The organism is Microcoleus sp. EPA2 (genome assembly GCA_020882975.1).
Taxonomy (GTDB): Bacteria; Cyanobacteriota; Cyanobacteriia; order Cyanobacteriales; family Microcoleaceae; genus Microcoleus.
The window spans coordinates 219,696-233,842 of the sequence record JAHRFD010000001.1; the positions used below are offsets into that span (position 1 = coordinate 219,696).

General features: G+C 41.1%; 12 protein-coding genes. 8 read left to right on the forward strand and 4 right to left on the reverse strand.

Annotation, left to right across the window (positions count from 1 at the left end):
* Positions 1-114: 114 nt before the first annotated feature.
* The 8 genes from AAFP14_RS00835 (at position 115) to AAFP14_RS00870 (ending at position 9,633) form a co-directional block, all read left to right on the forward strand.
* Positions 115-273 carry a hypothetical protein gene (locus AAFP14_RS00835; RefSeq protein ID WP_341730453.1) on the forward strand — a complete coding sequence of 53 codons (159 nt, stop codon included), beginning with the start codon at positions 115-117 and terminating at the stop codon, positions 271-273.
* Positions 274-702, forward strand: a complete 429-nt coding sequence (locus AAFP14_RS00840; protein ID WP_341730454.1) for a tetratricopeptide repeat protein — start codon at positions 274-276, stop codon at positions 700-702.
* A 63-nt stretch (positions 703-765) separates the two neighbouring features.
* Complete coding sequence (locus AAFP14_RS00845; protein WP_341730455.1) at positions 766-1,728, forward strand: FkbM family methyltransferase; 963 nt, start codon at positions 766-768, stop codon at positions 1,726-1,728.
* Between the two features lie 82 nt (positions 1,729-1,810).
* On the forward strand, positions 1,811-3,484 hold the full coding sequence (locus AAFP14_RS00850; RefSeq protein ID WP_341730456.1) for a methyltransferase, TIGR04325 family: 1,674 nt from the start codon (positions 1,811-1,813) through the stop codon (positions 3,482-3,484).
* Positions 3,481-4,467, forward strand: coding sequence for an NAD-dependent epimerase/dehydratase family protein (locus tag AAFP14_RS00855; RefSeq protein WP_341730457.1), 987 nt, complete (start codon positions 3,481-3,483; stop codon positions 4,465-4,467). The genes AAFP14_RS00850 and AAFP14_RS00855 overlap by 4 nt, the downstream gene beginning before the upstream one ends.
* Positions 4,468-4,470: 3 nt before the next feature.
* Positions 4,471-5,628, forward strand: coding sequence for a DegT/DnrJ/EryC1/StrS family aminotransferase (locus tag AAFP14_RS00860; protein WP_341730458.1), 1,158 nt, complete (start codon positions 4,471-4,473; stop codon positions 5,626-5,628).
* The gene (locus AAFP14_RS00865) at positions 5,598-6,569 is read left to right on the forward strand and encodes a hypothetical protein (protein ID WP_341730459.1); all 972 of its coding nucleotides are present in this window, start codon (positions 5,598-5,600) and stop codon (positions 6,567-6,569) included. Before AAFP14_RS00860 ends, AAFP14_RS00865 begins: the two co-directional genes overlap by 31 nt.
* Before the next feature lie 52 nt (positions 6,570-6,621).
* On the forward strand, positions 6,622-9,633 hold the full coding sequence (locus AAFP14_RS00870; protein WP_341730460.1) for an O-linked N-acetylglucosamine transferase family protein: 3,012 nt from the start codon (positions 6,622-6,624) through the stop codon (positions 9,631-9,633).
* A gap of 365 nt (positions 9,634-9,998) precedes the next feature.
* Here the strand turns inward: AAFP14_RS00870 and AAFP14_RS00875 are convergent, their stop codons facing one another.
* The 4 genes from AAFP14_RS00875 to AAFP14_RS00890 form a co-directional block, all read right to left on the reverse strand.
* On the reverse strand, positions 9,999-10,607 hold the full coding sequence (locus AAFP14_RS00875) for a hypothetical protein (protein WP_341730461.1): 609 nt from the start codon (positions 10,605-10,607) through the stop codon (positions 9,999-10,001).
* Positions 10,608-11,050: 443 nt separating this feature from the next.
* Positions 11,051-11,464 (reverse strand): putative toxin-antitoxin system toxin component, PIN family, encoded by a 414-nt coding sequence (locus AAFP14_RS00880; RefSeq protein ID WP_341730462.1) that lies wholly within the window; start codon positions 11,462-11,464, stop codon positions 11,051-11,053.
* 14 nt (positions 11,465-11,478) lie between these two features.
* Positions 11,479-11,700 carry an AbrB/MazE/SpoVT family DNA-binding domain-containing protein gene (locus AAFP14_RS00885; protein ID WP_275526507.1) on the reverse strand — a complete coding sequence of 74 codons (222 nt, stop codon included), beginning with the start codon at positions 11,698-11,700 and terminating at the stop codon, positions 11,479-11,481.
* 188 nt (positions 11,701-11,888) lie between these two features.
* Positions 11,889-14,135 (reverse strand): O-linked N-acetylglucosamine transferase, SPINDLY family protein, encoded by a 2,247-nt coding sequence (locus AAFP14_RS00890; RefSeq protein ID WP_341730463.1) that lies wholly within the window; start codon positions 14,133-14,135, stop codon positions 11,889-11,891.
* Positions 14,136-14,147 lie beyond the last annotated feature (12 nt).

Genomic DNA, 14,147 nt, shown 5'->3' on the forward strand with positions numbered 1-14,147 from the left:
CTCCGACCAAAGAAACCGGGTTTTTTACCGCATCTTAGGGTCACAACCAACTATTTTTGTAAAAAAACCCGGTTTCTCGGCCTCTATGATTTCGATTTGCTAACGCGGTGCGTGTTGATTAATTCGATCGCGGATGCGGCTTTGGAGTTCGATCGCACTTGCGTTAAAATTAAGGGCGATTCCCTTCGGGATAGCTTCGCACGCGCGTATTTTTTGGGTAGGGCGATCGTTTTGCGATCGAACTTGGGCATTCTAGATACAGGTGCTTGGTGAGTGCCTGGAAACAGTCTAGACAAAGGATTAGCGATGGAAAGTACGCAGAAAAAATCTAGTAATAGTCCCGTTCATTGGAGAGATCGAGTTAAGCAAATTTCTGCGTTAGTATCGATGGTTTCGTTTGGTGGTTCGGCAATTTTTGGTATTGTAAGTCTGTTCAGCAGCGGTTTGAGCAGCCAGCACCAGCAAAAGCCGGCTGCGGTGGTTGTTTCCCAGGAGTCTTTGGTGGCGGCCCAGGAACGGGGATATGTAACCGTTTTGCAGCGGGAACCGCAGAATCAGACTGCTCTGGAGGGGTTGGCAAATGTGCGGTTGCAGATGAATAATAAGGTGGGGGCGATCGAGCCTTTGGAGAAGTTGGTCAAGCTGCATCCTGACAGAGCTGATTATAAGATATTGTTGGGGCAGGCGAAGGCGCAGAAGTAGGGGAAGGAGCGATCGCTAAGTTTTGGCTTGTGAGGCTAATCGTGCTAGTTGGGTATAAATCCTATGAATGACCTATATCAAAGCAGCTTTTATTTTTCTACGGAAATCAAGGAGCAGTTGCTAGTAAAAAATCTTGTTTCGTCAGGCATGACTGTGTTTGATGTAGGAGCCAATATTGGCAACTATTCAATTTTTCTAAGTCAACTTGTTGGCAAATATGGGAAAGTGTACTCATTTGAACCTACATCTAGTACATTTAGGCAACTATTGAGTCGATTTCAAAATTTTAATTGCTCTAATATTTATGCTTTTAAAAAAGCTATTTTCTCGGAAAATAAGCAAATAGAATTGAATGAATTCCCAGAAGAATACTCATCTTGGAATAGCCTTGGCTTTCCCAAAATGCTAGATCCTGAAAATCACGCAGCCTATGTACCTATTGTTCGTACAGAAATAGTTGAAGCAATTACTCTTGATAGATTTTGTCAGCAAAACAAAATAGAAACTATTGATTATTTAAAAATAGATGTAGAAGGCTGTGAAAGTGATGTTTTAAAAGGAGCAGTTGAACTTCTCAAAAAAAAAGCAATTCATTTTATCCAGTTTGAAATTTCTCAAAAAATGTTAGAGGGTTTGAGCCGTAAAGCTAAAGATACTTTTGACGTACTGAGTGAAAATGGATATGAGGCTCATCAGATTCAGAGCGATGGCAGCCTTGGCGATCTCGCGACCGATTCGCAATCTTTTTATGAAAATTATGTTGCCTTTCCTTCACTGGAAACAGAAATATCAAAGGTAATAGATAATATTTATAACTGCGTCAAAGCGTATCGCCAAGAACGAACTCAAATTTCGATTAATAACCTTCAGCAAGCACGCCAACAATTGGCAGAACTTTTGCTTAATTTATCCGCAGATCAACTAGCAATTACTTATTTTGTAAAAATAGGAAAAATACATGAAATATTCCTGAATAGTGAAATAAAGCGTGAAATTTTCCCTAAAAGTTTATCTACCATTTTTTGACAAAATAATCCAATGCTAGATAAAATTTTAAATTAGTAGTGCTAATAGATGGTAGTTATTACGTTAAACAAGGAAATAAAAAATGTTTTGGGATGATATAAAACTAGTAACAGAACAAGTACAAAAATATGGACTAAGAAAACCTTTTGTAGATTTAGGTGGACTGGAAAAACCTACGATTGCTGATTATGACTTAACGATTAAAACAGGAGACCAGTCTGCTAGATATGTCGGCTTGAGGCAAAGACCTTTTGACCATATAGATCCAAGTTATTTAATTTTAAATCCTGAAAAGGGCGATCCCGCAATAGAGGCTCTACCTCAAAAATACATCAACTTCTTCGGGACGGCTGTCTGCCTCAATGTCATTGAACACATAGAAAATCCCCTTGAGGTATTTCGTGCTTTTTACGAAATAATGAAGCCGAATAGTTTATTAGTGATTTCAACTGTATTTTTATTCCCCTACCATCCATCTCCTCGTGACTACTGGCGTTATTCGCCAGAGGGTTTGCGCTTTTTGAGTAAAGAAGCTGGCTTCACAGTATTAGAGTGTGATTGGAGGCTCTCTATTCCGGCTAGTGCAGGAATATTAGATATTCATACTCTAAAACCTCAAGAAATAATTTCAGTTTTTGTCACTTTAACTAAAGGAGAATTCGCTACTACAACAGGGGTCACTTATCCCTTGCCGAATCGTGAATCTGGGAATGAAATAGCTAATAGATTAATTGAGATTGAAAAAATTGCTGTTAAAATATCCAATTGTGTTGAACAAACGCGAACATCTTTAGATAGTGATTCAACAATTGCGTATCTGCAAAAAAGTCGCCGGCAAATAGCAGATGTGTTGCTGAATTTGCCAGCCGAGCATTTGCCAAATATTTACTTAGCTGAACTAGCGAAGATTTCTCAAAACTTAGCTTCCAGCGCTATTAAAGAGCAACCCCTGACGGAAAAAGAAATAATTTTTATTGAACAAATCCTAGAGGAACAACGCCAATGTTATTCACTTCCTGAATGGGAGTATATTCCCCAAAAATGGGCTAAAAACAATTTAAAAGTGAAGGGTTGGAATGTTGAAAGTATTTTAGAAATCCGCAAAGCAAATTGGTCAAGATTTCAGGAATTGCTTCAGATGGATAAACCTGTAGCAAAAAACTATGGAACTCACAACACCTACATGGCTTATGCCTATGTGTTAGCTTTGACGACTCAGAGAAAAGAACGCATTTCTATACTCGATTGGGGAGGGGGTCTTGGAGAGTATTACCTACTCAGTAAAGCTTTATTGCCTGATGTAGAAATTGACTATCACTGCAAAGAGGTGTCTATGCTTTGCCAAGCGGGTCGTGAACTTTTGCCAGAAGCCAAGTTTTATGACGATGACAGTGAGTGCTTTGAACAAAGTTACGATTTAGTTGTGGCAAGCTCATCTCTGCAATATTCTGAAAATTGGCAGGGAGTCGTAAGTCAGTTAGAGGCGGTGAGCCGTTCATATCTTTACATAACTCGCCTCCCAATTGTCCACAAAGTAGATTCTTTTGTCGTGTTACAAAGACCGTATCAATATGGATACGGAACAGAATATTTGGGTTGGTTTTTGAATCGAGGAGAGTTTTTGAATTACATGAATAGGGGGAAAATGGAATTAGTGCGGGAATTTATAATTGCAGAGGGGTTTCCAGTGCCAGGAGCACCCGAGCCTGGAGAAGGTAGAGGGTTTTTGTTTCGTCCGCGAGGCACAGAAAAATGATTGACGCACTTTTTAAAGAACGGAAGGTTTTGATCACGGGTGGATTAGGTTTTATTGGCAGTAATCTAGCTAGACGTTTGATAGAAATAGGGGCCGAAGTGTTAGTGGTAGATAGCCTTATCCCTGAATACGGTGGTAATATCTTCAACATCGCTGGTATTGAAGACAAAGTAAAAGTCAATATCTCCGATGTTCGCGATGAATACAGTATGCGCTATTTAGTGCAAGGGCAAGATTATTTATTCAACTTAGCTGGGCAAACCAGCCATTTGGATTCGATGCACGACCCCTATACTGACTTGGAGATTAACTGCCGATCGCAACTGTCCATTTTAGAAGCTTGCCGCAAATACAACCCCGATATTCAGGTAGTTTTTGCCAGTACCAGGCAGCTTTACGGCAAGCCTGATTATTTGCCGGTAGATGAAAACCACCTACTGCGCCCCGTAGATGTCAATGGCATCAATAAAATGGCTGGAGAATGGTATCATATTCTCTATAATAATGTTTACGGCATTCGCTCCTGCGCTCTGCGGTTAACCAACACCTACGGTTCCCGGATGCGAGTCAAAGATGCTCGTCAAACCTTCTTAGGCATCTGGATTCGCTTGCTAGTTGAAGGCAAACCTTTTGAAGTTTGGGGAGGTGAGCAATTACGAGATTTTACCTATGTAGATGATGCTGTAGATGCCATGCTAATAGTAGCGGCTAGTGAGGAAGCCAAAGGGCAAGCTTTTAATCTGGGCGCCGATTGCGTGATTAGCCTGAAGGATACAGCAGAATTGTTGATTAAAGCTAATGGGGGCGGAGAATTCACAGTTCGTTCTTTTCCAGCGGAACGCAAACTGATTGATATCGGGGATTACTATGCAGACGATAGATTGATTCGCGAACTGTTGGGATGGAAACCCAAAGTTTCTTTACTAGAAGGACTAAGCCGGACGATCGCTTTTTATCGGGAACATCTACCGCATTATTTATGAATTATGGCCAACGAAACTGTCATTTTCCAATCCAATCCCAAAGCTAATTACCAGGCTCACAAGGCGGAAATTGATGCAGCGATTCACCGAGTGCTAGACAGCGGGTGGTACATTCTCGGTCGAGAAGTTGAAGCTTTCGAGCAAGAATTCGCTGCTTATATGAGCGCGAGTCATTGCATAGGAGTTGGTAACGGTACAGATGCTCTAGAAATAGCGCTGCGTGCCTGTGGCATTGGCAGCGGGGATGCTGTGATTACAGTATCTCATACTGCGGTAGCAACAGTTGCAGCGATCGAACTAACGGGGGCGACGCCTGTACTCGTGGACGTTGACCCAGTTACTTTCACAATGGAGCCGAATTATCTAGAGGAAGCGATCGCCCAAACTCGCCAAAACTCATCTCTAGGTAATCTCAAAGCTGTTATCCCCGTTCACCTCTACGGCCATCCAGCGGATATGCCAGCAATTGTAGAGATTGCCCGCCGCCACGAGTTGTATGTGATTGAAGACTGCGCTCAATCTCATGGCGCAACAATTGAGGGGCGCAAAACAGGCATCTGGGGAGACTTAGGGACTTTTAGTTTCTACCCAACAAAAAACCTGGGAGCTTTGGGGGATGGCGGTGCTGTCGTTACGAATCATGCTTCATTAGCAGAAAAAGTGCGGAGTTTGCAACAATATGGCTGGCGCGATCGCTATATCAGCGATATTCCCGGCATGAATACCCGCTTAGATGAGGTGCAAGCAGCGATTTTGCGCGTGAAGCTGGCACACCTTGATGAAGAGAATTACCGGAGGCAGCAAGTTGCTCACCACTATGATACTTTGCTTTTCAATACCCCTCTGAAACTGCCCCAAAAATGTGGGAATATCGATCATGTATACCATCAATATGTTGTGCGCGACAAAAAGAGGGATGACCTCAGAGCCTTTTTAAAGGATAATTCAATTGGCACTTTGATTCACTACCCATTGCCAGTTCACTTACAACCTGCTTATCACGGGAGGGTAGCGATCGCTGGCAGGGGACTAGAAGTGACAGAACAAATAGGACGGGAGATTTTGAGCTTACCGATGTATCCTCAATTGAGCAACGAGCAGGTTCAGTATGTGAGTGAAAAGATTATTTCGTGGTATCAAAAAATAGCGAACAAGGCATAATGTACTACTATTGCAGTTATTTCGATCATCGCTACCTGCCAAGAGGACTGGCACTTTATCGCTCATTGAAGCAGCATTGTCCCGAATTTAAATGGTGGGTGTTGTGCTTGAGCAAAACTTGTTATGACGTTCTTTCGGAGTTGGATCTACCAGATATCCACTTGATTGCTCTCGAAGAATTTGAGCGGGGAGATGAAGCCCTGATCGCTGCCAAGCAAAACCGCACCCTGGTTGAATATTACTTCACATGTACTCCGTCTTTGCCCTTATTCATCTTCAGAAATTACCCCGAAGTCGATTTAATCACCTATCTTGACTCGGATCTTTTCTTTTATTCTAGTGTAGAACCAATTTATGAAGAACTGGGTGAGCAATCAGTCGGAATTATTGAACACCGTTTCTCACCAGAACGCCTCGAATTAAAAGTATTTGGAATTTACAATGTGGGGTGGGAGTCGTTTCGACGCGACGCAAATGGTTTAAGCTGTCTGCAATGGTGGCGGGAACGATGTATTGAATGGTGTTACGATCGACCAGAAGGCGATCGATTTGCCGATCAAAAATACTTAGATGACTGGCCAACTCGTTTTCCCGGCGTGGTAGTCTTGCAACACAAGGGAGCCAACGTAGCTCATTGGAATACTAACAATTACCAAATTTATGGTGATGGAAATCGGGTGTGGATAGATGAGAAACCTCTCATATTTTTCCACTTTCACGGGTTTAATCATTACAAGCAGGAGTTTGAGCTTTCTGGTCTCAACCCAGATTTTAAAGTCAAACGATTTAGCGATCGCGTCATTTTTCGAGATATCTATGCTCCCTATCTTCAGACTTTAAGAGAAATAGCAAAGGAAGTTTCACCGCTTTTGCCAGAAGTTTCTATTCAAAGCACTATTAGAGGGATAGCAATTCCTGCTATTTCCGCGAATAATAGTTGAATAGAAACCCCAGCAGAAGCCGAGGAAAGTTAAATGATGAGGAGAGTAGCCCATGACCAACTGGCAGTTAAAAACCCCTGTATGCTTAATTATATTTAAGCGCCCTGATACCACTGCAAAGGTATTTGAAGCAATTAGGCAAGTCAAACCCTCTCAACTATTGGTAATTGCTGATGGTCCACGCCCAGATAAATTGGGTGAATCAGAGAAGTGTGAAGCTACCCGTCAAATTATTGAGGGTGTAGATTGGGATTGCGAAGTCTTGAAAAATTACTCGGATGTAAACCTAGGCTTGAAGCATCGCGTGGCGACTGGCTTAGATTGGGTATTTAAAACAGTAGAAGAAGCTATTATTCTAGAAGATGACTGTTTGCCAGACGCAACATTTTTTCGGTTTTGTGAGGAACTCCTCGAATACTACCGCCACAACCCGCAAATTATGGTGATAGCAGGCACAAATTTTTTATTTGGATGGAAACCGAATAATGATAGTTACTATTTCACTCGCTACATCGACTGCTGGGGATGGGCAACTTGGCGGCGTGCTTGGCAGCACTTTGACTTTGAAATGAAGCAATGGCCAGAACGTCGAGATCGGAACTGGCTAGCAGAATTTTTACAAGATTCTCAAGTGGCAGAACGGTGGACAAAAACATTTCAGGCTACCTATGATGGCTATATTAATTCCTGGGCATTTCGCTGGAAATTCGCTTGCTGGCTCCAAAATGGTTTCACAATTATTCCTGAAATTAATTTAGTTTCTAATATAGGATTTGATAATCCTGATTCTACAAATACAATCAATGTGGACAGCTTATTAGCTAATACGCTGGTACAGCCCCTAGAATTTCCTTTAAGGCATCCTTTGTCTATCAGCCGTGACCCTCAAGTAGATGAATTCATTCAAAAAATTGTTTTTAGTGGAGATTCATCATATTTGCGAAGTAAAATGGCTAATGTGTGGTTGAATTTAACTAGGGAGGAACTGGAGGATATCCCCCAGCAGGATATTATAATAAGAATTCTCTCTTCTTGCACGATTGACCAAGCTATCACAAAGACCGAAAAAAATCTGGTACAGGAGTTAATGGTAAATATGTCTACTGAATTGAATGAGACAAAAGCTATTCAGAATTTACTGGTAGCGATGCTATACATCTATCCCCATCAGTTACCGTTGCAGTATGACCTCTCCCGAATTCCCCAGTGGCTACTTAACAATTATATAAAATTTATCTTAGAAGCTCCCATTTCGTTTAAAGAAATGGGTGAATCAGAGGAATACTCTCACCACTTGCGAAAAGTAATCAATACTCTCCACACTTACATTTTTAGCAACCCCACGGCAACAAATTCCCAAGAACTAGCTCTCCTTTTCACCCTGAATGTCAAGTTTTTTATGGATTTTAGTCCAGAAAATTTGAAGGAAATTTACAAAAAACGAGCCGATATCATGGAATTTTCTTTGCGGAGCCAGGGGTATCAACTAGAGTATGATTTTCCAGCGCGAATACCAGCTAGGAGTAAAATCCGCTTGGGTATTATTGTGAATAAATTTGAGCCAAATCCAGAGACATTTGCCACTTTGTCAGTTTATAAACACTTAAATAGAGATTTATTTGAAATAATTCTCTATTCTACCCAAGCTAGTGGACACCGGATTGAAAGGTACTGTTCAGGCCATGCTGATGCAGCAGTACAACTTCCTGAAGACCTGTATAATCAGGTGAAGACTATTCGCGATGACGACCTCGATCTCATTTTCATTGCTTCCGACATAACATCACAAACCAATTTAATTACATTACTTTCCTTGCATCGTTTGGCACGAGTTCAAGTAGTGGGTAGGAACTCAACTGGGACTACTGGTATGAGTAATGTAGATTACTTTATCTCAGGTAAACTGACTGAGCTAGAAAATGGCGCTCAAGAACACTATACAGAGACCTTAGTGATGGTGGAAGGGCCGTCTCTGTGCTTCGATTTTGCCACTGAAGAGCAACTCCTCGTGACAACAAGTATTAGCCGAGAAAGTTTAGGAATTGCCCAGAATTCGGTAGTTTACATTTCGGGGGTTGATTTTGACAAAATTCTTCCAGAAGTACAAGCAGCTTGGGCGCAAATTCTTGCTAGGGTGCCTAACTCGATTCTAGTGTTATATTTATTGAATGATAACATAACACTTAACTCTTCAGGAAAAGCGTTTAAAGACCGTTTTTTGCAGGTGCTAGAGAACCACGGTTTAAATGAGAATCAGTTAAGATTCCTTGAGCCATTACCGAATCGTGCTGATATTAAGGAATGTTTAAAAAATGCTGATATATATTTAGATTCTTACCCCTCCTCTGGCATGGCTTCGCTGATCGATCCGTTGGAGGCTGGTTTAGCGACGGTTGTCAAGGAAGGAGAATCTGCTCGTTATCGCCTGGGTTCTTCACTGTTACGAGAACTCGAAGTAACTAACTTAATCGCTAACAGCGAAGAAGCCTATATTCAGCTAGCAGTTGCTTTGGCACTTAACTCACAGTTGCGGGAAAAAACGAGCGAGCAAATCAAGCAAAAAATGCAGAGAAAGCCGAGATTTTTGGACAGTCGCTCTTACTCGGCTCAAATGCAGGCGCTATTCCAACAGTTCTTTAGCAACTACCAGGCAAATGCTCTCACTGAAAATTTGAGGTTAAGAGAAGTTAACCTGATTGTATTTCCAGATTGGAGTCAATCAGAAGAATCACTGTACGAGGAATTGGGTGCTGTCCTGATTGCGATCGCAACTCACCCAGACAAAAGTAACATAACTCTCCTAATAGACAACAGCAACATTTCTGAAGAAGATGCCCACCTGCTTTTATCCAGTGTTGCGATGAACCTTTTGATGGAAGAAGATTTAGACGTTTCTGAGGGGCCGGAAATTTCACTAATTGGACAGTTAAGCGAAATCCAGTGGGAAGTTTTAATCCCCCGGCTTCATGGGAAAATTGGATTAGAGCATGAGAATAAAGAGGCGATCGCTCATGCAAAAGCAGAGAAGATAGCCTTATTTGAATTAGACAGCTTAAAAATATAAAATTCAATCCTCTGTTTCCGGTGAGATCGCATTTAATTCCGCTTCAACTACTCAAATGTATTTGTGCAACAAGGTGTGGCACAAATTGTATCAAATCCGGTAGCATCGGACTTATATGCGCGGGGGCGGGTTTACTATATTGTCTATTATGGGCAATTATTGCTGGTAAACCCTTCGACTACGCTCAGGGCATCGCCCGCCCCTACAAAATTTAATATCATACAATACCGATGTAACCGGAAACGATATTATTCATCAGAGTATGCTTTGTTGACACTCCCACCCCTGAATGGGATGGAATTCTGAGCGAAATTTCGCCCTAAATATCCCTATTGCTATGGTTCCTGGGCGCAATCCTGATAGCCTTACATTTCTTCAGTTTCAATCAAGCTTCTAAGAATCCCGACTATTTTCCCTACGTTACCTAAAAAGTATTCATTTAAATCAATGGTGATAGTTTGATCTTCTAGTTGCATAAATTTCCAGAGGCTACCAGTTGTGATGACTCCATAAACTTTTTGAACTTCATTTCCTTTTTGATGGTTAAATAACTGAGCAGCAATCATTTCTGCCATACATTGACCTAAGCCTGTTTCTATATTGTCATTTTTTGCTTCTACTAGAGCAATAACTGGTGCTTCTATGATTAGCTGCTCTGGCGATTTGCTAATCAGAAAATCGCAAAATCCGTTTAAACCTTTTTGCGAATCTACAGTAAAGTCTTTGCCAGAAAATAGAGCAATTTGATTGGAGAATTGTTTTCTGAGCTCAATTAGTATTGGCATGACAATCAGTTCAGAACGAGATTTTTCCGAGTTAATTGCTAAAGCTAGTGGAATATTATAATCTAGGGTTTCGGATAAAAAATTGCTGTAGCTAGCTTCGGGAATATTTCCAAATATTCCGACTTTTTCGGATAGCCGTATTCCAAACGATGACTTGATTTGTTCGATAGTAAATTGGCTATAAGGCATTTAGGCAATTTCCTAAATATTTTGACTTATAAAGTATAACACACGCAATCAATTATAGCGTTTCTCAATTATATCAAGCTCGGTTAATTGCTGATCGTCACCGGCCGGGTGGGTTTATGAGATTGTCGGTTTTCGGCAATTATTATTGGTGAGGGGATTGGTGTCAACTTAACGTCAAACCCAGCCACAGAATGCTATTTGACTATTAAGCCTAGATCCCCCCTAGCCCCCCTTAAGAAGGGGGGGACAGGAGTTTTCTTAAAGTCCCCCTTCTTAAGGGGGATTTAGGGGGATCTGGACTCAGGTAAAAACGAGATTTATCAAGGCTGTCAGGCTTAAGTTGACACCAATGTGGTGAGGGGAACCCCTACAGGAATTAGATCTATTTAACCGAACCTGATATTATATAGGTACGCAACGATCCACCCTATCCCCAGGGAAAATTAGAGTGATTGATAATTAATAACCGTTAAAAACTCATCAACTGTTAAAATTGGGCAAGAAAATTTATCTGAAAGGCACAGTAAATCACCATCACCTGTCACCAAATAATTAGCCTGACCGACAACAGCTAACAGCAAAAAAGGGATATCAAAAGGATCTCGACATTCAGGAACTACAGGCAAAGTATCGGGCATCAGCACAGTATCACAAAACGGCAGATAGTCTGACAGTAAATCTTCCTGCTCAGAGTTTGTGAGTTTGAACTTTGGGTAAGTAAGCACCCGAACTAACTCAGAGATCGTAACTTCAGAAGCTAAAGGAATAAAGCGATTATTCTGCCATGCAAGGCGCAATCTGGACAGTCGGCCCCCAAACACTAACGCTGACAACACTAAATTTGTATCAATTACCACTCGTGGATGCTCAATCATAACTGACGCGCCCACTCCACGGCATCAGTAATATCCTGTTCATTCACATTTAACGCTCCTAACTTAGCGCGTACAGAATCAGCCCCTTGAATTTTTACTGGAGTCAGAATAATTTGTCCACCTTCTACCTTAACCTCAAAATATTCAGCCGCCCCGATAGCTTGAGTTATACTTTTAGGTAGAGTAAGCTGGTTTTCAGCCGTTAATTTGGCAAGCATAGCAAACTTTCCTATTTAGTTGTTTAAGCTTTGCTTAGTTTAACATATCCTAGAAATAATAGAAATAAGTCCCGTTAACCTGTCATATAGCACGTCCAAATCATTAATACAGATTTGTAGGGGTAGTGCCCCTGTGCCTACCCCATCGATACGGGGGCGATCGCGGGGGGAGTGCCTCTACGTTGCACTTAATGGTTTGATTGGTCAATATATATTTGCCACATCTGCTCATAAGCTTTTTCCATCTCTCGCGTAAATTGCTTGCCATTCCATAGCGGAGCAGTTTGTCGTGACTGTCGCAGTTTCCAAGATATTTGCTGTCGCAAAGCTGCGTCTTTCCCTAAACGAATTCCCCACTCCACGTACTCTTCATCTGTCCAAGCAATCCCTTCGGAAATACCTGCATTCATCATCATCGTGTAGCTGTTGCGACTAGCAAATTGCTGCCCTACGCGGGTTACTATAGGAACACACATCCACAGCGTCTCCATTGTAGTTGTAGCTCCGTTGTAGGGGTAAGTATCTAATACTACGTCAGCTATGCCTAAATTAGCGCGGTGGACTTGCTCTGAAGAAGCAGATGGTAAAAATTTTAGGCGATCTCCACTCACCCCTTCTGATTCTGCAATTTGAATAAAAAAGTTTTTAAGTGATTCTTGATTGGCTACTCCTTTCACTAAAAAATAGCTGTTGGGAACTCCTTTAATAATTTGCATTTGCAGCCTTGCTGTATCCGGGTGATATTTGTATCCCTTCTGACCAGTAAAATAAATAACAGCATCAGTAGGAATATCTAATCGATCGCGCCGGAGAGTAGGTACACCGACTTCAAAACCATCTACAGCTATATAGGTTTGAGGCAAACGCCAGATTTTCTCTGTGTAGTAATCCTGAGCCGATTCCGGTAAAACATAAGGATCGGCAATAAAATAATCAACAGCAGGAATCTCCGAGGCATCCCAACCTAACCAGGTTAGTTGTATTGGTGCTGGTTTCATTGCTATTGCCTCGCAAGTGTTAGTTAGCGTTAAACTATCAAGGTCTATCAAAATGTCAATTTCATCTTCATAAATTTTTTCAGCAGCTTCTTGACCACTGAGTTCTAATTTGCAAGCCTTAGAAACCTGACCTACAAACCATTCTTGTAATGAATTATAATTTTCTTGATAGCCCATAAAGTAACCATTGATCTCAAAGCGATCTCGATCGTGGTACTGAAATACCCATCGTGCTAACCAACCTACAGAATGATTCCACAGGCAGTGCGAGATATATCCAATTTTTAAACGTCTTGTAGAAACATTTGTTTTTATCAACCGAGCCTTCCACTGGCGACACAGATATACCTTTTCCTTCAGAGACTTTTCTATATGTGATTGTGCTAGACGAGCTATTTGACTGCGAATTTTTAAATTTTCCTCAAGTCGGTCTTGCAAATAAGGAAAGAAAAAAATAGAATTAAATAATCCCAGAGCTGATGTCCCCCATAGATCATCATTATTTTGTTCATTTATCAAAGAAGCAAGCATGGACTTCTGCAATTCAAAACCCAAGCAAACTTCATTCCAGTAGCCACCTGCACCCATCAACCCGCGCATAATTAGCAAGTTACCAGAAATTTTATTGACTAAGTTTTCTTGAAGCGAATAGTATAATTTAGCTGCTTCTATTCCCTTCGTATATTCACGGCTATCTTGATAAAAAGAAGCCAACGCATATAAAAATTCTTGGTGTTTAGGAAGTAACTTTAAACCTAGTTCGGTAAAACGGGCAGCAACATCAGCTCGTTTAAATGAGTAACAAAGTTTATAGACAAATGGATGTAGAAATTGCTCTAAAATGGATGTATTGTCTTTAACATAAACTAGAGCTGTTTCGGCAAAATCGAAAGATGAAGGGTGAAACGGTGCCAAATCTAAAACATTTTTCAGCACTTGTATTAATAGCTCAGTATCGACTTCTACTACTTCCGAATTTAGCAATTCCAGGATATGCAGCTCATTCAACATTTCTCCCTGGTATGTTTTGAGCAAAGTGGACAGCCCGATTAAATGTAACAAGTTATTAACTTCTTCTGGGTTAATTTCCCGTATATGTTGCCGGATTGCCCACGCTATACAATAGTCCTGGTCTGTTGTGCCCTGTAATCGTCGTCGCTCTGCTTCTGTTTCCAATACCTCAATTAATTCTTGTGTCCAATTTTCTATGTCTTCTGGCTCTCCATCTGCCATTCCTATGAGCCATGTTGTCTGAGCTTCACTTTCTTGGCCCTGCAATAAAAAAATCAAACCTAAGTGCCAGTAGTAGGAGTTCACATTAGGCTCATGAAAAATTGCCTCTTCGTAAATTTTCGCTGCTTGATAATAATTTCCTGAACAAATATATTTTTCAGCTTGGTGTTGCCATTCGGCAATGAGTGAATCACTAGAAATCATAAACAATTCAAG